The sequence below is a fragment of the Aeoliella fuhlenseeensis genome, from assembly GCF_052161615.1.
Classification (GTDB): Bacteria; Planctomycetota; Planctomycetia; order Pirellulales; family Lacipirellulaceae; genus Aeoliella.
Genome location: NZ_CP197417.1, coordinates 3,229,864 through 3,253,422, shown reverse-complemented (window position 1 = coordinate 3,253,422; position 23,559 = coordinate 3,229,864). Strand labels below are relative to the sequence as shown.

The following is a 23,559-nucleotide window of genomic DNA, read 5'->3' as shown; positions in this document are numbered from 1 at the left end:
ACGCTGGGCGGCCTTACTTCTCTAGCAGCAACTCGGTTTCGCGAAACCGATCCCGGTAGATCCAACGCTCCCACCAGCGAGCAGGGCGAAGATTAGGGGTCGATAGATCCACCGTGTGCTGCTTTCCGGTGCGGGTCACGAGCACTACCTGCTTGTCCCCCTGTAACTGCTTGACCACCCAGAACTTATCAACCATGTAGGTGTAGGTTTCTCCCTGGGGGGCGGCGGACACCAGTTTCGCCCGCGGACCGGGCGAGGTGCTCCGCTTCTGTTTGCGGTAAATGACCCAATCTCCTGGTTTCAACTGCTTTTCCACCGCAAATATTCCCTGCCGGGTTACAAACGTCCGAGTGCTATTTATACTCGTAGGCAAGTTAATCTCTTAACCTAATCTTAACAATACTTCTTTTCGGGTGCGGACTTTTGAATTTTACTTCTCTGGTGCAACTCGTCTGCGAACTCATTGGTGGGTTAGGGATCTTTCTGCTCGGCATGAAGTACATGTCCGAGGGTATGCAGGCCGTGGCTGGCGACACGCTGCGGCAGATGATCAATGCGATTACCAGCAATCGTTTGCTAGCCATCTTGGTCGGTGTACTGGTTACCTGCGTAGTTCAGTCCAGTTCTATCACAACCGTGATGGTGGTGGGATTCGTTAACAGCGGAATTATGACATTGGTTCAGGCGGTGGGCGTGATCATGGGTGCCAATATTGGCACAACGATCACGGGCTGGATCTTGGTGCTTAACATAGGCAAGTACGGATTGCCCATGCTGGGAGCCGCGGCATTTGTCTATCTATTTTCGCGCGGCGATCGCTATCGCTACTGGGCGATGGTTGTCATGGGGTGTGGCATGGTGTTCTTTGGCCTGGAGCTAATGAAAGACGCCTGCGCTACGATTAAGGAAATGCCTGACTTCGAAGCGTGGTTCCATCGCTTTCAGGCCGATAGCTACTTCGGCGTCCTGCAGTGTGCAATTGTCGGCTGCGTTCTGACCACCGTTCTTCAATCCTCTTCTGCCACGCTAGGCATCACGATTTCCCTGGCCTACCAAGGCGTAATCTCCTATCCCACCGCGGCGGCTCTCGTGCTGGGGGAGAACATCGGCACTACCATCACCGCCTTTCTAGCATCGCTGGGAACGACCACCAATGCCCGACGCGCGGCGTACTTCCACGTTCTATTCAATGTTATCGGGGTGTTGTGGATCACGTTGGTCTTTCAATGGTACATCGGGTTTATCCAGTGGATACTGAGCAACGACGTAACTGTAACGGAGGTCGTAGACGGCGAAACGACGTTCCCGCACGTTACCGCGGCGATCGCGGCGACACACAGTATGTTCAATATCGCCAATACGCTTCTGTTCCTTCCTTTTGTTCCAGCGATCGTCCGTTTGCTGGAACGTATTGTTCCCGCAAAGGACTTCAAGGAAAAAGCACATCTTACAGACCTTGATGTCCGGATGCTGGACACTCCGGCCTTGGCCATCGAACAGTCGCAACACGAACTCGAGCGGATGGGAAGCGGCTGTGAGAAGATGCTGACGTGGTTGGTCGAACTCCGTGACCAGGATGACCCGGATAAGGAGCTCGCCAATCGCCTGAAACGTCGCGAGCAGGTGCTCGACTCCATTCAAGATGAGATCGCGGTATTCATTACTAATCTGCTGTCCGGCAACGTGCCGCACAAAGTGGCGGATGAAGCACGGCGGCACCTATTCATGGCCGACGAGTTCGAGTCGATCAGCGATTACATCGTCGACCTCGACGAGTTTGATCGCAAGTTGCGCCGCGATGGGCATCGATTTACGCCCGATCAGCGGAGTGGGCTCAATAGTCTTAACGCCGAGCTGCTTGCCCATCTCGCGTCGGTCAATGTTGCACTGAAACAAGGCAATCGGAACGTCCAAACGGAGACGAGCGCCACGTCAAAGCGGATTCGTAGCCATATCAAGCAACTTCGCCGGCAGCATCTCGACGATTTGTCGACAGGCACGGTGCCGCCGCTGGTGAATGTGGCGCTGCTGGCATCGCTGAACGCTTACGTCCGGGTGCTGGACCATACGCAAAACGTCGCCGAGTCCATCTCGGGCGAGAAGTAGGACCGACGTGCATGTCGGTCGCAAGGAGTCAATTCGGGACGTTGGCGACCGGAAGCTGCCAAATACCGGGCCAAAAAAAGGCTCCAGCGCTTCCCCTCGGCCGGAGTGAGATATAATAGATGGTAGCCAACTCCGATTGAGTTCGCCGGTCGCGATTGATGGCCTTTTCCTCCGCCTCGGGTTTCGATAACCTACCGGTCATGGCGCTCTTCGTTCACCTTTTGACTTCAGCCGCTCTCGTGGTGCATGCCATAGTGGGGTGTTGCGGGCACAGTGGACATTCGAAGGGGGTGGGTCACTCGCACGGATGCTCGGACCTTTGCCACACCGTAGGATCGCATCACGCGCATCACGGTCACTCGCATGGCGAGGCGCCAGACCAAAGCGGGGCCGCCGACGAAGCACCTGAGTCGCCACACGTTTGCGAGCACGCTCGATGTGCTTGGCACGTTCAAGAGAGCAGCGAGATCGATTGGCTCGGTCCCCGCGTGGATTGGATTGCGTTTGGCCTAGAGGCGCACGTCCCGTCCCGTTTCGAGGCAGGTGACGCTAGCGAGTTAAGCATTCGGCGCTCTATCGAGGCCAGTGCGCTACCGGTGCGCTCGCACCTGGCGAAGTGCGTGCTCGTCATCTGAGTTGACTCAACTTTGAAGTTCCGTCCGCCGTGGCAATCGTTCGCGGCCTATCTAGCGGAGCTTCCATTTGACCTGTTGGTCAGTCCGCTTCCGCTCGTCGAGTCGCCTAGCGGCAGGTTCTTCTATTTTCGCGTTCTGCCATCGTTGCAGCCTCAGGATACACCCCATGTCCGCTCCTTATAGAAGTCAATTCGTTTGGTTGGGCCTTGCTGTGGTGTTAGCCACGCTGGGAGTGCTCGCCTACGCCACGCGTGATCGCTGGATTCCAGATAGCGCCGTTGCCCCTAAGGAACCAACCGAAGTCGACGATCACGGCCACGACCATGAAGGGCATGACCACGCTGGCCACGATCATGGCGAGGGACGGGAGATTGAACTTAGTTCGCAGGCACTCAGCAACATTGGTTACGAGCCTTACACCATTGCCTTTGGCGATCACACTCGGCAGTTGACGCTGCCGGCGATGGTGGTCGAACGGCCGGGCCGATCGCAGGTCCACATCACCGCCCCCATGACCGGAGTGGTGACGAATATTTTCCGCGTCACGGGTGAGGCCGTTGATTCCGGCGACCCGCTGTTCGAGATGCGACTGACGCACGAGGACTTGGTTTCCGCGCAGCGCGAGTTTCTCGAATCGCTCGCAACGCTCGATGTGGTGAATAAAGAGCTGAGCCGGCTCCGCGCGCTGGGCGAAGGCGTGGTCGCGGGCAAGCGAATACTCGACCAGGAGTACGAAAAGCAGAAGCTCGACGTGGCCCTGCGTGCGGCCGAGCAGGCGATGTTGCTCCACGGCATGACGGCCGAGCAGGTCGAATCGGTCCGCTCCACGGGCCAGTTGTTTCAAAACATTATCATTCGCACCCCCGAGCATGGCGACGCGGATGAAGCGTGCGAGGGCCCCCATCTGTTTACGCTTCAGCGACTGGCTGTGGCGCGAGGGGAGCTCGTCGAAATCGGCCGCGAACTCGCGGTGCTAGCCGATCACTGTGAACTGCACATCGAGGCCCTGGCGTTCGAAGACGACGCCGCGGCGATTCGCAGTGCTGCCCAAGACAGCCGGGAGGTGTCCGCCACGCTGCTCGACAAATCCGGAAGTGGCGAGCAGCTGAAGGGACTGGAGATCTTGTACGTCGCGAGCGAGATCGATCCGGTGTCGCGCGCGTTCAAGGTGTACGTCCGACTGCCGAACTCGGTGGCACTCGACAAGGCATCAGGCAATGGCAAGAGGTTCCTCGAATGGGCGTTCAAGCCAGGCCAGCGTCTGCAACTTCGAGTGCCCGTCGAAACTTGGAAAAACCGGCTCGTTGTGCCTGTAGCAGCCGTCGTGGACGAGGGTGCCGAGGCGTACGTATATCGCCAGCATGGCGATCGATTCGAACAAGTTCCCGTCCATGTAGAGTATCGCGACCGCGATAGTGTGGTGATTGCGGACGATGGCTCCCTGTTTAAGGGCGACTTCATCGCGGGACGCGGTGCCTATCAAATTCACTTGGCCCTCAAGAACCAGTCGGGTGGTGCGATCGACCCCCACGCGGGACACAACCACTAGGCAAGGAGGCCCATCTACTATGCTAAACGCCATTATTCGATTTTCGCTGCAGAACCGACTGCTCGTGATTGCCGTCGCCTTGTTCGTCATGGGCTACGGCACTTGGCAGGCGATGCAACTTCCCATCGACGTGTTTCCTGACCTGAACCGACCTCGCGTCGTCGTTATGACCGAAGCTCCTGGCATGGCTCCCGAGGAGGTTGAGGCGCTCGTAACGTTCCCGCTGGAGTCAGTGCTCAACGGGGCAACGGGAGTCGAAGCAGTTCGCTCGTCTTCGGGCATCGGACTATCGGTGATCTACGTCGAGTTCGACTGGGGGACCGACATTTATGTCGATCGCCAAGTGGTTGCCGAGCGGCTTGCTATCGCCTCCGACTCGCTACCGCGAGGTGTTCGCCCGCAGTTGATGCCGATCTCGTCCATCATGGGGCAAATCATGATGATCGGTATGGTCGCGGATGGCGAGACGACGCCGATGCAGCTTCGCACCGAGGCCGACTGGGTAGTCCGGCAGCGACTTTTGACGATCCCTGGCGTGTCGCAAGTGATCGTGATGGGTGGACAGCGAAAGCAGTTTCAGGTGCTGGTCGACCCCGATCGCTTGGTGCAGTACGGTGTGACGCTGAGCGAGGTTAGCCAGGCACTCAAAGAAAGCAACGAGAACACGGCCGGCGGCTACTTAGACAATCAAGGCCCAGAGGAGTTCCTCGTTCGCTCCATTGGCCGCGTTCGGACGATTGCCGAGATTTCAGATATCGTCGTCCGACATCGGGATGGGCAGTCAATTACCTTGGGGCAAGTAGCCGACATCGTCGAAGGCCCGCAGGTGAAAAGAGGTGACAGCGCAGCATTCGCACGTGCCGAGGACGGCACTATGGCGGGGGGGCCGGCGGTCGTGCTAACCGTTCTCAAGCAACCCCAGGCAGACACGCGCGAAGTGACTCGGCTCGTAACCGAGGCACTCAAAGCAATCGCCTCCTCGCTACCGCAAGACGTGCGGTTGCTTCCCGAGCTGTACCAGCAGCGCGAGTTCATCGACCTCGCGATCGACAACGTCACCGAGGCATTGCGAGACGGCGCGATTCTGGTGGTGATAATTCTGTTCCTATTCCTCATGAACCTGCGGATTACGTTGATCACCCTCACCGCAATTCCGCTTTCAATAGCAATCACGGCCATCGTATTCGCACTTTTCGGACTGTCGGTAAACACCATGACCCTTGGTGGCCTGGCCGTCGCGATTGGCGAGTTGGTGGACGATGCGATTGTGGACGTGGAGAATATCTTCCGCCGGCTTCGCGAGAACCGCGCCGCTTCGCAACCGAGAAACCCCCTTCGCGTAGTGTACGAGGCGAGCGTCGAGATCCGCAACTCGATCGTCTACGGAACGGCGATTGTGGTGCTGGTGTTCCTGCCGCTATTTGCACTTTCCGGCATGGAGGGCCAACTTTTCCGCCCGATGGGGGTGGCCTACATCGTATCGCTGGTGGCATCGCTGCTGGTGTCGCTAACCGTGACGCCTGTACTCAGCTTTTGGTTGCTACATGGCAGCAAACACGTGGGCGAGGAGAAGGACGGACCGCTATTGCGCGTGCTCAAATCGATTGCGGACGTGGCAATTCGCGCCAGTGTGCGGTTGTCGTGGCCGATCTTGGGTCTCGCGACGGCGATGGTGGCGATTGCTGCTGTGGGATTACTGCAGTTGGAGCGCGACTTTCTGCCACCATTTAACGAAGGTGCCGTGCAGATCAACGTGCTGCAGCCCCCGGGCGCTTCGCTGGCCACTTCTAACAACGTCGCATCCCGCGTCGAGCAACAGCTCGCGGCGATGGACGACCTGGTATCCATCGTCCGCAAGACAGGACGCGCCGAGCTCGACGAGCATGCCGAAGGCGTGAACGTAACGGAGTTCGTCGCGACGGTCGACCCCAAGAGCGATCGATCCCGCGAAGAAGTTATTGACGAAATCCACGAGATATTGGAGGCGAACAAGGACATCGTGTTCGCAGTCGAGCAGCCACTCGGCCACCTTATCTCGCACATGCTGTCGGGCGTGAAGGCTCAGGTGGCTATCAAACTTTACGGAGACGATCTTGAAGAACTCCGCCGCCAAGCGGAAGGGATTAAGAACGCGATTGCGGATGTACCTGGGATCCGCGACCTGCAGCTTGAGCAGCAAGTCGAGATACCTCAGTTGCGGATCGAGGCGGATGGCGAAAGCCTCAAGCAACTCGGCCTTAGGCGCAGCGACATCAATCAGTTTGTCGATACCGCCATGCAGGGCCAGGTCGTGTCGCAGGTGCTCGACGGGCAGCGAACCTTCGACCTCGTGGTTCGACTGGGCGATGAGTTCCGTGAGGACGTCGCTGCCCTTCGTCGAATGCGGATTGACCTTCCCGAGGGAGGTACCGCAAAACTGGAAGACGTAGCCAGTATCTATAAGTCCACCGGACCAAACACCGTCAATCGGGAGCAAGTTCGCCGGCGGATCGTGGTGCAATGCAACGTCAGCGGGCGGGGGTTGGTCGACGTGGTGAACGACATCAAGTCGCGGCTGAAGCCGATCGAAGCCGAACTGCCACCTGGCTACTTTATGGAGTTCGGTGGTCAGTTCGAGAGCCAGCAGTCGGCATCCCGGACCATAGGCATCTTGTTTGTGGTGTCTCTCATCGCCATGTTCCTACTGCTCTACAAGATGTTCCGCTCGGCGAACTTGGCGCTGCAAGTGATGGTGGCTCTACCGATGGCGTTCATCGGCAGCGTGGCATCGCTGTACCTCACGGGCCAGACGCTCACCATCGCTAGCATGGTGGGCTTCATCTCGCTCTGCGGCATTGCGTCGCGGAATGGCATCCTATTGATCAATCATTATCTGCATCTGGTGGAGTGTGAAGGAGAGTCGTGGACCGAGGAGATGCTCGTACGAGCCGGCAAGGACCGCCTAGCGCCTGTGCTGATGACCGCGTTGTCCTCTGGCATCGGGCTACTGCCACTCGCCATGGCGGCTGGAGAGCCGGGGAAGGAGATCCTTTATCCCGTGGCCACGGTCATCATCGGCGGCCTGCTGACGAGCACGGCGCTCGAGTTCCTCGTGCGCCCCGCGCTCTTCTGGAAGCTTGGCATCCACTCGGCAAGCCGCGTTGTGGGCAAACAGGATGAGGCGGCAATATGGATGGACTACGAAGCAAAAGAGGGAGAAGACCGCGATAGCCTTCGATAAGGGCCCTCGAAAAGCCTCGCGTTGCGGAGTTGCGCAGTCCGTAGGCGTTGGGGGGTGGCCGCGGAGATACGCAAAAACGTGCCAACAAGTTCCTCGGACATTTGGCGTCATATGCCGAGCGGATATGTTGAAGTTTAATGACCGCCACTCGTTGGCGACTCATGGCTCATCCGCTTCTAATGCCACGCCTCGCGTGCGGCTGCGACCGACTGATCGATCCAGTGACTCCCGGGTATCAGGACGTCGACCCGCTTGTAGTAATTGCCGCGCGAAGAGGCAGATCCAGGGAGCACAGGCGCGTAGTAAATGTTCCGCTTATTGCTTGTTGGGGCAATGTCCCTGCTGGCTTGCCAAGCCATGTCTGCAAAGGCAGCCGACATCAGTTGGTCCAGGTCCGTTGCCAGCGGCGTTGGAAACTGGAGCGACACGACAAACTGGGGAGGAGGCGTAGTCCCCACCGCCGATGACACCGCCCGCCTTACCAACGGCGGGATGATTCTGGTAGACAGCAGCGTGGTGGCCGACCGGATACTCTTCGGTGCGAATACCAATTCTGGCGGCTCGATGGAAGTCGCCACGGGCGGCTCGCTTCTGCTCGACGGCGGTGCATCACAGATCGCCGGTGGACTGGGGTCCGATGTGACCATCAACGTCACCGGCGGAACGCTCAGCTATACCGGTACCCAAGCCACTGACCTCGGTCGCTTCGGAACAGCCGTACTAAACGTCAGCGCGGGTGAGTTCAGTGTCGGAGCAGCACTTCGGGTTGGTGTGTTTGAACGGGATGGCCAAGCCACCATCAATTTGTCCGGGGGTAAGATTAACGTCGGCACCAACTTCTCGGTGATGCAGGGTGCCTCGAACTCCACTCTTCCCACCCGTGACCCGTTCGGCAAGGTATTCCAGACGGGCGGTGAAGTCATTGTGGCCCAGACCACCTACGTTGGTTTTCCGAGCGCCGGCGCAGGTACCGCGCTCTACGAGATCGGCAGCGCTAAGCTGGACACGCTCGCGATGTCGATCGGAGGTAGCAACGAAGCCAAGTTTCGAATAACGGACGCCGCTGCGGACGTCACGGTGCGAGCTAGCTTGTCGCTGGGAAACAATACCTACTGGGAAGCTGTGCCCGGTAGCGTGGTGAAGTTCACGGCCAGTACCGGCTCCTTGATCCTGGATACTGAGAGCCCGTTCTTCAACATGAACGTCTATCACCAGAACAGCTTGGACATCGCAAACGCTACCCGCTTGGCAGAGCTGTCGAATACGACTTTTGTCTTCGCCGGTAGCGACCTCGCTGGGGCGCAAGCAGGGCTATTCGAAATCGCCGGTGCTGATATGGGTGCCGTCGAAGAGGGCTACACGAATAACTTCGCCCTGGGCGGGCTAACGATTGGACAGGGTGCGACGATCGGCAACTTGAAGCTTTCCGACCTACTGCTGAATGGTGGCCCTGAAGCTACCCCGCAGGCGCTCTACGTCGACCAGCTCAACTTAACGGCGGGTAGCACACTCGACCTCAACGGACTCAATCTCTACTACCGATCCGGTAGCATTTTGGGCACCGTACTGGGTGGAACGCTCACGCAGCTACCCGGAAGTGGTGGGCTGGCGGGCGACTATAACAACGACGGCATGGTGAATCTCGCCGACTACACCGTCTGGCGAGACAACCTCGTCTCGACGGTTGCCCTGCCCAACGACGAGATCGGCGGCACCATTGGCACCGATCAGTACAATCAGTGGAAGGCGAACTTTGGCGAGTCGACGCCCATGTTGTCGACTTCGACTGTGCCGGAACCCTCGGCCGTATTACTGCTGGCGGTGGGCGGACTCTTGCTCTTGGTGCGCCGCCAAGCCTAGACGGGCTGGCGTCATCCAGTCTTTTCCAATCTGCACTTTAGGATGTCGATCCATGAAGTCACGCCGTAACGCATTTACTCTGGTCGAACTGTTGGTGGTCATCGCCATCATCGGGGTGCTGGTTGCCCTGCTGCTGCCCGCCGTTCAGGCGGCCCGGGAGGCCGCCCGTCGCAGCCAGTGCCTCAACAACATGCGGCAGCTGGGCATCGCTCTGCATAACCACCATGACACCTACAAGCGATTGCCGGCTGGTGGTCTGGGCGTGGCGAGCACGGGTGAGGGTGCCATCCCTCGCCTTGCTTGGTCGGCGTTTGTGCTCCCGTTCATGGAGCAGCAAAACCTTCAGGATCTGGTTGATCTCAAGCATTCATGGAGTTGGGTCGACTCTAAGACCAACAATCTTGTGGTGAACGAGATGCGGGTGCCAGTCTTTCATTGTCCTAGTGGGACAACCGTCAATCAGCCGAATACCGCTCTCTTCACCCTCCACTACTACGGAAACATGGGGCCGAAGGGACAAAATCCGCAAACTGGTGTCAACTACGACGTCCTTTCCGCACCCAATGTTAGTGACTGGAGCCAGGGTGAAATCTCGGTGCAAGGCGTCCTTGGAGCGAATACCAAAACACGATTCGCTGACATTATCGATGGCACGTCCAACACCATACTGCTTGGCGAACTGTCCTGGAACGATGCCCCTTGTTTCCGAGCATGGCTTCGTGGGTTCGAGAATAAGGCGGTGGTCGGTTCGAAAAATGTCTTCAATGCCATCAACGGCGTAGCGACACAGTTCAACGACGTGGCCTTCGGCAGCGAGCATCCCGGTGGCGCCAACTTCGCCATGTGCGATGCGAGTGTACGATTCATAAACGAAGATATCGATATTGGCCTGTACCGGGGCCTTTCCAGTCGCAACGGCGAAGAAGTCAAGATCAACGAGTAGCCCCCTCTGTCCGCGTGATCCATCAAGAAAAAGCGATGTTGACCAAGCTCCCCACTCATGTTCTATCCCTCGTCTTGCTTGCTATCTTTACTACGGGATGCGGACGATCCAACGGACCAGTCCGTCACGATGTCGATGGCACCGTGACTTTCGAGGGGCAACCGATCGCCTCGGGAGTCGTCGTGTTCGATCCCGACATCGCGAAACAGAACAAGGGACCGCAGGCTTTCGCCAGAGTGACGCAAGGACAGTTCAGCACGGCTGATTCAGGCAAGGGGATGGTTGGCGGACCCCACGTACTCACTATTAGCGGCGAAGTTGGTCCCGACCCGAAGAAGCCGGGCAACATTCTTTACATCAACCACAAGCTGGAACTCGATCTCCCCAACGACGATTACACGGCGGAAATTGCGATCCCTGCGTCGTCCGTAAAGAGCACGCTCCCTGTACCCGAGGTCTGAGTCGTCGTCGAGAACTCCTCGCCCCTTTTGCTTGCATCAGCGTGTGTTATGAAGAAACAAACTTTAGCCCTGGCCATTCTCACCCTCGCCCTCGGCCCGTTGGCGACGCCATCGCGAGCGGACGAATCCGCGAGACGTTACGATGTCGTGGTCTACGGCGGAACTAGTGGTGCCGTGACCGCGGCGCTTCAAGCCAAGGCGATGGGCAAGAGCGTTGTTCTGGTTAGCCCCGACAAACACTTAGGCGGGCTCACTAGCGGTGGCCTGGGCTGGACCGACAGCGGGCGCAAGGAGAAAGTGGGCGGCCTCGCCCGAGAGTTCTACGCCCGAGTCGCTCAGGCGTACGACGACCCTAAAGCCTGGAAACAGCAGACGCGCGAGGCGTACGGCGAGCGGGGTTTCGAACCCGCTACCGAATTGCATCCCGCGCCATCCGCTTGGCTCTTCGAGCCGCACGTGGCCGAGAAGATCTACGACGACTGGGTGGAACAGGAAGGAGTGCCGGTAGTTCGCGGGGCGCTCCTGGACCGCGAGAAAGGCGTGGAGAAGAAGGGCTCGCGAATCGTGGCGCTCACCACACTCGATGGCACCAGGTACGAAGGGCAGATGTTCATCGACGCCACCTACGAAGGCGATTTGATGGCCGCCGCCGGAGTGACTTACGCCGTTGGACGCGAGTCGCGTGATACCTACAACGAAGAATGGAATGGCGTGCAGGTCGGCGTTTTACACCACCGCCACCACTTTGGCTACCTCGATCGCCCCGTCGATCCGTACGTGACGCCAGGGGATCCAACGAGCGGTCTGCTGCCGCGAATTAGTGCCGATCCACCTGGTGAGTACGGCGCCGCGGACCATCGCGTGCAGGCGTACTGCTTTCGCATGTGCCTGACCGACGATCCTGACAACCGTGTGCCATTCACCAAGCCCAAAGGATACGACCCTGCGCAGTACGAGCTGCTCGCCCGCATCTACGAGGCGGGTTGGGACGAGACGTTCGAGAAGTTCGACCCGCTGCCGAACCGCAAGACCGACACCAATAACCACGGTCCCTTCAGCACCGATAACATCGGCTTCAACTACGACTACCCCGACGCGAGCTACGAACGCCGGGCCGAAATCATCGCGGAGCACGAGGCGTACCAGAAGGGCCTGTTGTACTTCATCGCCACCGATCCCCGCGTCCCCGAAGAAGTGCGGCAGGAGATGAACCGGTGGGGTCTGGCGAAGGACGAGTTCGTCGACAACGGCCACTGGCCCCATCAGCTTTACGTTCGCGAAGCACGACGCATGGTGGGTGAAGAGGTGATGACCGAAAACGAGCTGCTGAAACGCAAGCCCATCACGAACTCCGTTGGCATGGGGTCGTACGGCATGGATTCGCACAACGTTCAGCGTTATGTCACGCCCGAAGGGTATGTCCAGAATGAAGGGGACATCGGAGCGAGTACTCGCGGTCCGTACTCCATTTCCTACGGCTCGCTCGTTCCCAAGCGAGGCGAGTGCGACAATTTGCTGGTGCCCGTGTGCGTGAGTAGTAGCCACATCGCGTTTGGTTCGATCCGCATGGAGCCCGTGTTCATGGTCCTCGGCCAGAGCGCTGCGACGGCCGCCGTCATGGCGATCGACGAAGACGTGGCCGTTCAAGACTTGCCGTATGATCGGCTTCGCCAGCGGCTGGTGGCCGATGGCCAAGTGTTGGAATAAGAGAGAGATTTCAGTCGCACTTGCGATCCCCCCCCGCAACAGAGTTTTGTTAGATCGAGGAGCTGCCGAGTGTCCGTCAATCACGCAACACGCCGAACCTTCCTAAAAGCCACCGCTGGAACTGTGGCAGCAGGTGCGGTTCCCTACCTCTTCACGTCGAGTGCGCTCGCCGCGAACGCCCCCTCTGACCAGATCGGCATTGGTGCAATTGGCGTGGGAGGTCGGGGAACCCGCCTTGGCAACGAGATTGCCAAGGTGGGCAACATGCTTGCCTGTGCCGACGTCGACGAGTCGCATCGTACGGCGTTCGCCTCCCAGAATCCTGGCTGCACGGCGCACGAAGATTATCGTCACGTCCTCGATCGCAAGGACATCGACGTGGTGACCATCGGCACCCCGGATCACTGGCACGCGAAGATCGCTATCGACGCCCTGCGAGCCGGCAAGGACGTCTATTGCGAAAAGCCAATGACGCTGACCATCGAAGAGGGGCAGCAAATCTGCAAAGTGGCTCGCGAAACGGATCGTGTGTTTCAGGTCGGCACTTTGCAGCGAAGCAGTCCACTATTCCTAAAAGCCATCGCTATTGCGCAGAGCGGTCGCCTCGGCGGACCGCTCAAGCTCACCTGCTCGCTGGGTCCCGGGCACACTAGCAATCCGTTCCCCACGTCGTCCGCTCCGGCGGGGCTGAACTGGGACATGTGGCTGGGACAAGCGGTGCCGGTAGACTTCACCAAGCAGCGTTGCCACGGCAACTTCCGCTACTGGCTCGAGTACTCGGGTGGCAAGATGACCGACTGGGGGGCGCACCACATCGACATCTCGCAGTGGCTCATCGGCTGCCAAGAGACCGGACCCACCGACATCATCCCCACCGGTGGTAACATCCCGATTATTCCCGAGGACTTCGACTTCCCCGCTTTCTTCGCAGGGGAGGCGCGGCTACCAAACTGCTACAACACGGCCGTCGATTTCCACGTCGACCTCAAGTTTGCAAATGGCTCGACGATTCACGTTCAAGAGGGCGACGAATCGAACGGCATTCTTATCGAAGGCCCGGACGGTCGCATCTTCGTGAATCGCCGCCGCCTCACCGGCAAGCCCGTCGAGGAACTGACCGCGGCGGATAACGAGCGGCTCGATGCGGAGGTTCAGAAACTCTACAAGGGCAAGTCGGTCACGACGCACGTTAAGAACTTCATGGAGTGCGTTCGCGATCGTGGCGAGCCGGTCGCCGATCCCTACACCAACCATCGCTGCCTGTCGTCGGTCCATCTAGCCAACATCGCCCTGATGCTGCAGCGGCCTTTGAAGTGGGATCCCGCGGCGGAAAAGTTCGTCGGCGACGATCAAGCCGCGGCCCTCGTGTCGCGGCCACAGCGCGAGCCGTACGCTATCAAGGTCTAGATCACAGGTTCAGCTATCAAACTCCGTCCGGTGCCCCAGAGTATGCTTCGCGTTCACTTCCATCTCCTCCGCCTCGCAGTAATACTGCTGCTCCCTACAGCAGTGTGGGGCGATGCACGCGCGGAGACGGACGACGAGACTGGCTTTCGCAGCCTCTACAATGGGCGTGACTTCACGGGCTGGGAAGGCCCGACGCATGCGTGGGAAGCCGCGGATGGTACGCTGAATCCGCAGCCCGGTCGTGGTGGCACGGTTTTCACCACCGATCAGTTCGCCGACTTCATCGTAAGGCTCGAATACCGACTGCCGCCCGGCGGCAACAACGGTCTCGCGATCCGTTATCCTGGCAAAGGAGACGGTGCGTATCTGGGCATGTGCGAGATTCAGATTCTTGATGACGATTTCCCCAAGTACGCCGACTTCGACGACCGCAAGTTCACGGGTGCCGCGTACAACATGGTTGCCCCTGAGCGTGGTCACCAGAACCCTCCCGGCGAATGGAACGACATGGAGGTACGCGTCGAAGGCTCCACCATTCAGGTCACCCTGAATGGACACAAGATTCTAGACAGCGATCTTGGGACAGTTACAGAGTTCCTCGCCGATAAGCCACATCCTGGGAAAGACCGGACGTGTGGCCATTTTGGACTCTGTGGTCATGGCCACGCAGTGGAATTTCGCAACATCCGCGTGAAAGAATTGAAGACCGTCGAGCAACTCGAATCGGTGTCGGCGAACGCAAGTGCTCACGCTGAATCCGCGGCGAAGAAGGACGGCTGGCGGCCTCTGTTCAACGGAGTTGATCTCACGGGCTGGAAGGTTCCCGAAGGGGATAATGGGCACTGGCAAGTGGTGGATGGCGTGATTGACTACGACGCTCAGTCTGAAGCGCCCAAGTCGAAGAACCTTTGGACCACCGAGAAGTTTGGCGATTTCGAACTTCGCCTCGGTTGGCGGCTCAAAGAATCGAAGGGCGACCATGCCATGCCGAACATTCTGCCCTCAGGCGACTACGAGCGCGACGCCAAGGGAAAGCTCGTCACCACGCTCGCACCTAACGCCGACTCGGGCGTGCTGCTACGTGGCTATGGCAAAGCACAGATCAATATCTGGTGCTGGCCATGCGGTTCGGGAGAAGTATATGGCTACCGTAGCGATACGAAACAGCCACCGGAGGTCCGTCAGGCGTGCGTACCACTGACGCGAGCCGATCGCCCATTGGGGGAATGGAACGAGTACCATATCACTCTCCGAGGCGACGTGCTGAACATCGACCTCAACGGCAAACGAGTGATCCGCGACGCCAAGCTTCCCGGCATTCCGCCGCGTGGTCCGATCGGCTTACAGCATCATGGCGGTATCAAAGAGGGCAAATGGTCGACCTCATCGAGCTTGGTGCAGTTTTGCGACATCTGGATTCGCGATCTCAGCAATTCGGACTCGAGCCCGTCCAACTCCGAGGCACATCCATGAAATCTCGAAAGTCCGAAACGAGTTCGCCACCGATGAATTTGAGCCAGGAGTTCACCAAACGCCTAACCGCCTCGCAAAGCGCGCTCTACGCCCGCATTGCCGCGCTCATGGGAACGACAGAAGAAGCGAACGACGTGCTGCAAAACACGAACGTCGCTCTGTGCCAAAAGTCGGCCGACTACGATTTCGAGCGGCCGTTCCTCGCGTGGGCGTTCACGTTTGCCCGGTTTGAGGTCATGGCGTGGCGGAATGTTCATAAGCGATCGCGACTACTGCTGGATGACGAACTCGTCGGGCAGTTGGCTGAAGAGATGGCATCGAACGACTCGTGGGACGAAGGCCGGCTGACCGCGCTCGAACAGTGCCTCGAACGACTGCCCGCCGACCACCGCAAACTAATGTCCGAGCGGTACGAGTTCAACCGCAGCGTTCAAAGCATGGCTTCCCGCATGGCAATGTCCGACAACTCGGTGGCAGCCCTTCTCTATCGCATTCGCAAAACACTACAGGCATGTGTTCAACTTCGAATGACGCGGGGTGATGCATGACCTCCGATCGCGAACGATTTGTCGAGCTCCTAAGCAAGCTAGTCGACGGCAGCATGGACAGCCGCGACCGCAAGCAATTGCGCGAACTGCTGCATAAAGAACCCCATTGGCGGAGCGAGTACGCGAACTACTATCAGATTCACGCCCTGCTACATTGGCAGCACGCATCGCAACTCGATGAGTCCGGTGAGGAGGGAACGAACTCGCGTTCCGACGGCAGGCTTTCCGAAAAGCTTACGCGATGGACTTGGGCCGCCGCTGCAGCCGTGGGTGCCATCGCCGCAACGGTACTACTAAGCATGTCCTTAATGGAGGACTCGCCTGGCCCGGTCGCATCTGTAACACCTCAGCCGCTTGGTTTTCAGGTGCTGAGTGTCGAGGGAGTGCCACAAGGACCTCAGCTTGTCTCCTATTCGCCCGACCAACGTTACACCTCCGATCGCATTGCCATCGAAGGGGGCGTGCTGCGGCTTCGCATGGACTCGGGTCCCGTGGTGCGATTGATCGGTCCCTCGGAGGTCGAGTTCCTCGACTCGGCTCGCATGCGGATGCTGAAGGGCAAGCTCACCGCGCGCGTCGAAGAGGGAGACGAGAAGCTCATTGTCGAAACGATCCACACCCGCATCGTGGACCTAGGCACCGAGTTTGGTGTCGACCTCGCCGAGCCGACCCACACCGACGTCGTGGTGTTTGAAGGGGCCGTCGAGCTCCGCGAGCGCGGCGACCTGACCGACGGCCCGGCCCACACCGTGCTTCGCGAAGGCGAGGCAGCGAGCATCAACGATCAGATGCAGGTCCGCCGGATCGAGAACGTGGTGATGCAAGAGCAGGAAGCGAGTTGGACGACCAAAACGGTAAACTCGGCGAGCGTCATTCACTCGGTCCGCGACAACACCCGCGATCCTTCGTCCATGTTCTACTACCGAATTGTTCCGGGTGGCATGCACGAAGACGCGACGGCGTACGTCGCCAAACGGCATCAGTGGAATAGCCTCGAAGATCGGGGGATACCTAAGTGGCTCGAAGGTGCCGACTTGGTGGAGACGTTCGGTGGTGATCGCTCCAATTCGGATCTGGAGATCGACGTGCGGCTTCGCGAGCCCGGTATGCTGTACGTGATGTACCATACGCGCAATGCGCCACCGCGCTGGCTGACTGATAGTTTCCAGGACACCGGTTTCGAGATCGGAATGGAATATCCGCGCGGCTTGGAGACCGGCATCCCGATGAACGTCGGGGCGGGGCAGGGCAGGTTGCTACCGTTCCGCGTGTGGCAACGCCGCGTCGCGGCCTCCGAAACGGTGACGCTCGGCGCGCCCGAGCAGGCGAACGAAAATGGCGACTCGATGATGTATGGATTCGTCGCAAAGGGATTGTCGTCGGAAGACCTTTAGTACTGACAGGGCCATGCTTTACTTCCAGGCGGGAGACGTACTCGACATGACTTGGCGATGGTTACTCTTGGCTTCGGCCCTCGTTTGGGCGGGCACGCAAGGTGGCGGCGCACCTGCGCAGTCGGAGCCCACTGATCAAGCGGATCCCTCCGAGCTCATTATTTCGTGCGATCTGGCCGTCTACGGCGGAACTCCGTCGGGCGTGATGGCCGCGGTCGCCGCCGCCCGACATGGTTGCACTGTCGTGCTCATCGAACCATCGAGTCACGTCGGTGGTGTAGTGAGTGGTGGCCTAGTCGAAACGGATATCGGCCGACGCGATTCGGTAGGTGGTCTGGCGGATGAGTTCTTTGATCGAGTGCTACAGTACTACACTGAAAAGTACGGGCCTGAGTCCGAGCAGGTCATCGCGTGCCGTGGCGGAATTCACTTCGAGCCACACGTCGCCGAGCTGCTGTACGAGCAGATGCTCGCCGAACAGCCAAAGATCAAGGTGATGAAGGGTCATCGGCTTCGTGATTCGCTGGTGACCAACTTGCGAGTCAGCCGCGTCGCGCTCGAGACCCGTGCTGGTGATCCGGTCGAGTGGATCGAAGCCAAGATGTTCGTCGATGCCAGCTACGAAGGCGACCTGATGGCAAGGCTCGGCGTGCCGTATCGCGTAGGTCGCGAGGGCCGCAACGAGTACGGCGAGTGCCTCGCAGGGATTAACAAAGGTCCCAAAGAAGTGCTGGGTACCGGCGACCATCGCACGCAGGCTTACAACTATCGCGTGTCGCTCACCTACGATGTCGACAACCGAGTGCTGTTCCCCAAGCCCGAAGTATACGATCCAACCCCTTGGCGTTCGTACGGCAATCGAATCCATCGCGAGGGAATCGAAAAGTTCGCCGACCTGTTCGTCACCTTCGATGGTAAGGCAGTCCCCAACCAGAAGATCGACACCAACTGGTGCGACCTCACTGGCGGTTCTGAGGGCTATGCCGATGGCGATTGGGAAACGCGGGGCCGAATCGAGGCGCGCCATCGCGACTACTTCCTGAGCTTATTGTACTACTTGCAGAACGATCCCAGCGTCCCTGAGGTGTTTCGCGAAGACGCCCAAAACTGGGGATTGCCACTCGACGAGTTCGTCGACAATGGGCACTTCCCGCATCAGATCTACGTTCGCGAAGGTCGTCGTATGCTGGGGAACTACGTTCTCAAGCAAAGCGATCTCACGACCAATCGCTACAAGCCCGATGGCGTCTGCTCGGGCAGCTACGCCATTGACTGCCACACCGTCCAAAATCTGTTGGTGGACGGCAAAATTGTTCGCGAAGGGTCGTTGCCCGGCGGGGCGGTGCGGCCGTACGATATTCCCTACGCCTGCCTTGTGCCGTGCACCCCTGAAAACTTGCTAGTCACGGTGTGCCTATCGTCGTCGCACGTGGCTTACTCGTCGCTGCGGATGGAGCCCGTCTACATGATGCTCGGCCAAGCAGCCGGTACGGCGGCATCCTTGGCCATCGAAGGCCGAACAACTGCGCAAGCGGTGGATACCGCGGCCCTACGAGAGCGCTTGCGGGCGGACGGCGCAGTGCTCAATGCGGCGTGCGAGCCGCAAGTGTCGATCGTCCTCGACAACCAGCACCCACTGCCGGGCGACAGAGTGACGTTCCGTGCCTCGGTGGATCACCCCGGCGATGACATCGTCGAGTACCAATGGAACTTTACGGGTGGCGGCGACGCAGAAGGCCACGGGCAACAGGTCACTTATGTGTTTGAGAAAGAAAAGGTCTACACCGTTAGCCTGCTAGTTACCGACGAACTCGATCGGCAGAAGCTGGTAACGTGCGAACTCCCCGTCGGCCGCGCGTTCGAAACCGATGTGACCATCGATGATGTCGAAGCGGGCCTTACCGGCCGTTGGGATCCCTATGCTCCGGCGATTTTCACCGGCGCCTACGCCCATCGCGACAAGATCCTCTGGGGCGAGCGCGCACCCGGCAATGCGCGTTTTGTTACGAAGATCCCTCGCTCGGGCCGCTACGCTGTCTGCCTTGGTTTCCTACCCGCGGCCGATCAAGCCACGGACCTTACTGTGAAAGTGAAACACCTAGATGGTCTGTCCACGACGGTGGTCGACCAGACCGATACCAGCAACCCGTTCCCGTTCACCGTGCTCGGCGAATACCGTTTCAAGGCAGGGCAGATGGCCTTGGTGCAGTTGTCGTCGCTCAGGGCGAACGGGCGGGTTGCGATTGACTCAGCGCGATGGATTTGGCTCGATGATTAGAATTGTGCTGCTTGCAGTTGCGGTCTTTGGTGTATTCAGTGAAGCATCGCTATCCGGCGCTGAAGTACCATTGAATGACGTTCCCGCCGAAGTGTGGGTGCTCGACCCTGCGCCGCTATCGCGCGAGGAGCAAACTCTCGCGGCGGTGGCTCAGGGCGTGCTCAACCGCGAAGTGCCTCGTGTATGGATCAAGTCCACCGGCGTTCAGGACTTGGAGTTCGCGGAACTCGTCGAGGCGGGGACGCGAATCGAACGGGTCCGCTCGCCGTGGGAACTCGTCGAAGCTTTTCGCGATAAGTTCAGCGGCGCTGTACTGTACGAGCCGAAACAGGAAAGCCTCAACGTGGCGACCACCGTGTGTGGATTGCGAGGTGCCATCCCTATCACCGAAGCGATGAAGTCGCGGGCCGCGATGCACGGCCTAAAAGTGATTGAAGACGTTCGAGATATGTCACTAGACGAAGCTGTCAAGCGATGGGGCGGCGAGTGCTCGGATTCGATCGTCGTCCACCAGCCAGCGGAGAAGCACTATCACCTCCGTGATTTTGCGGCCGCTAAGCGGGCTTTTGTGTTTGCTACCACCGACCGCGCTCACCGTGTTGATTTGCTCCGCCGCATCGGGAAGGCCCCCATCGTGTATGGTTGGGGGGAAGACGAGCGCGACTTTGTCGAGGACGCGAGCCTCGCCGGTGGGGCCATTGTTCCGGCCGATTGGGCACTCAATCTATCCTTTCTTCAGCATTTGAATGCCGAGCCGATCGCCCGGCAGTCGCAGGAGTTCAAGCCAGCCGAAGCTGGTGAGCGCGTGGTCGCATTCGTGATGACCGATGGCGATAACGTGCAATGGACAGCCGGCCGATTTGGCACCCATCCCGGCTTCTGGGGCAGCCCGCACCGTGGCAAGTTCGCGATGACTTGGGAGATGGCCCCGCTGCTGAAAGAGGTGGCGCCTACGGTTCTCGCGCGTTATCACCGTGAATCGCGAGAAGGACAGAACGCCGACAGCCTGATCGCAGGACCGAGCGGCGTGGCGTATTACTTTCCACACGATAGCCCGAACCCCGACCACTGGACGGAGCGAACTGCCGAGTCGATGCAGGCAAGCGGAATGTCGATCTCAACGGTGCTCAACCGTGGCGGCGATATGTCGGAGGCCGACGCGTTGCTGGACGATCCGCGTGTGGACGCCGTGTTTTACAAGGACTACGCTCCGTACAACAAAAAGCAGGGAGCCGTGAGATGGCACAACGGTAAGCCTTGCATCGCCTACCGCTACCTACTGTGGGAGCCCCGAGAAGACCAGATGCCCGCTGGCGTGGCCGAAGCCATCGCAACACTCCCTGCCCGTGCCGATAGCGATCCTAACAGTTTCGCGTTGGTGAACGTACATGCGTGGTCGTTTCGGGACATGGGCGGGCCGATGGAGGCAATCAAGCAGACGATCGACGCGCTCCCAGCGAATACCCGCGTCGTCAACGCGGACGAGTACGTTCACTTGCTGAAAGCCGCATGCCAGCGGTCGCAGACTCGTTCGAAAATCGAGTGATTCTTCGTCACATGGCCTGCACCGCCGTTGAAAACAGGTGACGCCGCAGAACGCCCCGCTCCTACGGGCGCGGCTCGCTTGTGGTCTTAGTCCAGACGGTACTTCTCCCAGCTTCACCGCCGGCTCGAATGCGGCGTGCGTGCGAAGCGTGCCTCCTAACCAGGAGTTGTTCGGATGCGGTCGATTCGTGGCCACTTGGCCCTCGTTGTAGTCGCGCTGATTGGTGCAGTAGTACTTGCACCACCAAAATTCGCATATGCCAGCGAGCCCGAGCAAACAGATATTGTCGTCTACAGTGGAACTCCTTCGGGCGTCTTGGCAGCAGTCGCTGCGGCGCGAGAGGGTGCGCAAGTCACCCTGATCGAACCCCGCACTCGTATCGGCGGAATGATCTCGGGCGGTCTCACCAAAACCGACATCGGAACGCCAGGGACCGTTGGCGGCCTTACCCGCGAGTTCTTCGATCGCGTGCTCAAGTACTACGTCGACGAGTACGGCGAAGACTCCGAAGAAGTCAAATTGGCGATCGGCGTACGGTTTGACACGGCTTACTTTTTCGAACCCAAGATCGGTCAGAAGATCCTGGAGGAAATGCTCGCCGATGCGAAAGTCAAAGTGGTGGTGCGACGGCGGATTGTCGACGTGGTGATGAAGGGCACGCGCGTCGAAGCGATCGTGGTCGAAGATCCAAAGACCGGCGAGCGAGAGACCTTCGCAGCGAAGATGTTCGTCGACGCTGGCTACGAGGGCGATCTGATGGCTAGAGCCGGCGTGCCCTATCGCGTGGGCCGGGAAGCTCGCAGCGAATACGACGAGTCGATCGCTGGCATCAACATGGGCGATCCCGACTCGCTCGGCAAGGCCGATCATCGCATCCAAGCATTCAACTACCGCGCGACCTTGACCGATCGTCCCGACCTCGTGGTGCCGTTCCCCAAGCCCGACAACTACGACGCCAGCAAACACTCGGGGCTCGTGGCGACCGTGAATGCTCGCGGCTTCAAGACATTTCGCGAGTTGTGGGAATCGGACGGTAAGACCATGGAGCAGATGCACGGCGGCGTGAATGGCAAGTTCGACTTCAACCGCGGCGACATGCCGGGCGTGAACTTTGCCTACCCCGATGGTAGCTACCAAGAACGGGCCGCGATCGAGAAGACGATCCGCGACAACTACCTCGCGCCGCTCTACGCATTGCAGAACGATCCTCGCTTGTCGGAAGAGTTCCGCAAGGATGCGATGACTTGGGGCCTGCCGAAAGACGAGCACCTCGACAGCGGCCACTTTCCCGATCAGGTCTATCTGCGGGAAGGGCGTCGCATGATCGGAAAGTACGTCGTAACGCAAAACGATGTCGAGTACTTCCGCGACAAGGCCGATACGATCTGCCAAGGGAGCTACAACATGGATTGCCATGTCGTGCAGGTGATTGGCTACAACAATCGCATGAACGACGAGGGGCATTTCAACCATTCGACCGACGACTACGCCATCCCGTACCGGGCGATCGTGCCCGTTGACCATCCCAACGTACTGGTCCCGGTGTGCCTATCGGCGACGCATGTCGCGCTCAGTTCCATCCGCATGGAACCGGTCTACATGATGCTCGGCGAAGGAGCAGGGCGGGCGGCCCAATTGGCGCTGGCCGAGAAAGTGCCGGTGCAGGACATCACGGTTTCGAAGCTCCAGTCAAGGCTCAAGAAGTCGGGGGTGCCACTGAAGGTCCGCTATCGTCCCACCGTGCGCATCGCCTCAGAAGTCGAACAAGTCGCCCCGGGGACCACGGTGAAGTTCGAGATCGATCCCGTTAGCATTCGGGGCAAGATCGCCAAGGTATGGTGGAACTTCGACGGCTCGGGCGCCGTGCAAGCGACGGACGAGTCGCCTAGCTACACGTTCGACCTCGAGAAAGTCTACGACGTCAGTTTGCTGGTCGAGGATGCGCAGGGGCAGCAAAGTCGGGTTATGCATAAGCAGATTCGCGTCGGCCGCGAACCGGTAGAAGATGTGGAGCTGGATTTCGATTACCCCCAGGTTCATAGCTCGGGCCGGTGGGAGAAGGGGCGCTACGGCGGCACCTACTGGCGCCGCCTGTGGCAGGACATGGGCGAGGGCAAGGGTGAGAAGCAAGTAACCTATCGCCCTGTACTCCCACGCAGCGGTCGCTACCTCGTGGCGATGGCTTACTCGCCACAGCCCAAGCACGCAACCAACGTGCCGGTAATCATTCGCCACGAGGGTGGCGAGACACTCGTCGAAGTCAACCAGCAGCAGTCGGACACGGTGTTTCCCTTCAACCCGCTGGGAACGTATCGATTCCCAGGTGGGGCGGGCGCCGAAGTCACTATTTCTAACGAGGGGACGCGCGAAGGCGAGATTGTCACCGCCAACAACATTCGGTTCATCTGGCAGGGCGAATAGCTACCGATATT

Annotated in this window: 16 protein-coding genes; 15 read left to right on the top strand and 1 reads right to left on the bottom strand. The window is 59.3% G+C overall.

Going from position 1 to position 23,559, the window contains the following annotated elements:
- Positions 1–13 precede the first annotated feature (13 nt).
- The gene (locus SH292x_RS12835; protein ID WP_442481402.1) at positions 14–316 is read right to left on the bottom strand and encodes a hypothetical protein; all 303 of its coding nucleotides are present in this window, start codon (positions 314–316) and stop codon (positions 14–16) included.
- 125 nt (positions 317–441) lie between these two features.
- On the opposite strand from SH292x_RS12835, the gene SH292x_RS12830 reads away from it, so the two are divergent.
- The 15 genes from SH292x_RS12830 to SH292x_RS12760 all read left to right on the top strand — a co-directional run bounded on the left by SH292x_RS12830 (position 442) and on the right by SH292x_RS12760 (position 23,548).
- On the top strand, positions 442–2,106 hold the full coding sequence (locus SH292x_RS12830) for a Na/Pi cotransporter family protein (protein WP_442481401.1): 1,665 nt from the start codon (positions 442–444) through the stop codon (positions 2,104–2,106).
- 363 nt (positions 2,107–2,469) lie between these two features.
- Positions 2,470–2,619, top strand: a complete 150-nt coding sequence (locus SH292x_RS12825; RefSeq protein ID WP_442481400.1) for a hypothetical protein — start codon at positions 2,470–2,472, stop codon at positions 2,617–2,619.
- 288 nt (positions 2,620–2,907) lie between these two features.
- A complete protein-coding gene (locus SH292x_RS12820) occupies positions 2,908–4,290 on the top strand; it encodes an efflux RND transporter periplasmic adaptor subunit (protein WP_442481399.1) in 1,383 nt (460 codons plus the stop codon).
- 19 nt (positions 4,291–4,309) lie between these two features.
- Positions 4,310–7,510 carry an efflux RND transporter permease subunit gene (locus SH292x_RS12815; RefSeq protein WP_442481398.1) on the top strand — a complete coding sequence of 1,067 codons (3,201 nt, stop codon included), beginning with the start codon at positions 4,310–4,312 and terminating at the stop codon, positions 7,508–7,510.
- Positions 7,511–7,867: 357 nt separating this feature from the next.
- Positions 7,868–9,370, top strand: a complete 1,503-nt coding sequence (locus tag SH292x_RS12810) for a PEP-CTERM sorting domain-containing protein (RefSeq protein ID WP_442481397.1) — start codon at positions 7,868–7,870, stop codon at positions 9,368–9,370.
- Positions 9,371–9,422: 52 nt separating this feature from the next.
- A complete protein-coding gene (locus SH292x_RS12805; RefSeq protein ID WP_442481396.1) occupies positions 9,423–10,313 on the top strand; it encodes a DUF1559 family PulG-like putative transporter in 891 nt (296 codons plus the stop codon).
- A gap of 35 nt (positions 10,314–10,348) precedes the next feature.
- Positions 10,349–10,774 carry a hypothetical protein gene (locus tag SH292x_RS12800; RefSeq protein ID WP_442481395.1) on the top strand — a complete coding sequence of 142 codons (426 nt, stop codon included), beginning with the start codon at positions 10,349–10,351 and terminating at the stop codon, positions 10,772–10,774.
- Positions 10,775–10,822: 48 nt separating this feature from the next.
- Positions 10,823–12,481 carry an FAD-dependent oxidoreductase gene (locus SH292x_RS12795; RefSeq protein ID WP_442481394.1) on the top strand — a complete coding sequence of 553 codons (1,659 nt, stop codon included), beginning with the start codon at positions 10,823–10,825 and terminating at the stop codon, positions 12,479–12,481.
- 69 nt (positions 12,482–12,550) lie between these two features.
- On the top strand, positions 12,551–13,888 hold the full coding sequence (locus SH292x_RS12790; protein WP_442481393.1) for a Gfo/Idh/MocA family protein: 1,338 nt from the start codon (positions 12,551–12,553) through the stop codon (positions 13,886–13,888).
- Between the two features lie 42 nt (positions 13,889–13,930).
- Positions 13,931–15,361, top strand: coding sequence for a 3-keto-disaccharide hydrolase (locus SH292x_RS12785; protein WP_442481392.1), 1,431 nt, complete (start codon positions 13,931–13,933; stop codon positions 15,359–15,361).
- Positions 15,358–15,909, top strand: coding sequence for a sigma-70 family RNA polymerase sigma factor (locus SH292x_RS12780; protein WP_442481391.1), 552 nt, complete (start codon positions 15,358–15,360; stop codon positions 15,907–15,909). Before SH292x_RS12785 ends, SH292x_RS12780 begins: the two co-directional genes overlap by 4 nt.
- The gene (locus tag SH292x_RS12775) at positions 15,906–17,303 is read left to right on the top strand and encodes a FecR domain-containing protein (protein WP_442481390.1); all 1,398 of its coding nucleotides are present in this window, start codon (positions 15,906–15,908) and stop codon (positions 17,301–17,303) included. The genes SH292x_RS12780 and SH292x_RS12775 overlap by 4 nt, the downstream gene beginning before the upstream one ends.
- A gap of 13 nt (positions 17,304–17,316) precedes the next feature.
- The gene (locus tag SH292x_RS12770) at positions 17,317–19,581 is read left to right on the top strand and encodes an FAD-dependent oxidoreductase (RefSeq protein ID WP_442481389.1); all 2,265 of its coding nucleotides are present in this window, start codon (positions 17,317–17,319) and stop codon (positions 19,579–19,581) included.
- Positions 19,574–21,127: a hypothetical protein gene (locus SH292x_RS12765; protein ID WP_442481388.1), complete on the top strand. Its 1,554-nt coding sequence runs from the start codon at positions 19,574–19,576 to the stop codon at positions 21,125–21,127. Before SH292x_RS12770 ends, SH292x_RS12765 begins: the two co-directional genes overlap by 8 nt.
- Positions 21,128–21,301: 174 nt before the next feature.
- Positions 21,302–23,548: an FAD-dependent oxidoreductase gene (locus SH292x_RS12760; RefSeq protein WP_442481387.1), complete on the top strand. Its 2,247-nt coding sequence runs from the start codon at positions 21,302–21,304 to the stop codon at positions 23,546–23,548.
- Positions 23,549–23,559: the final 11 nt, after the last annotated feature.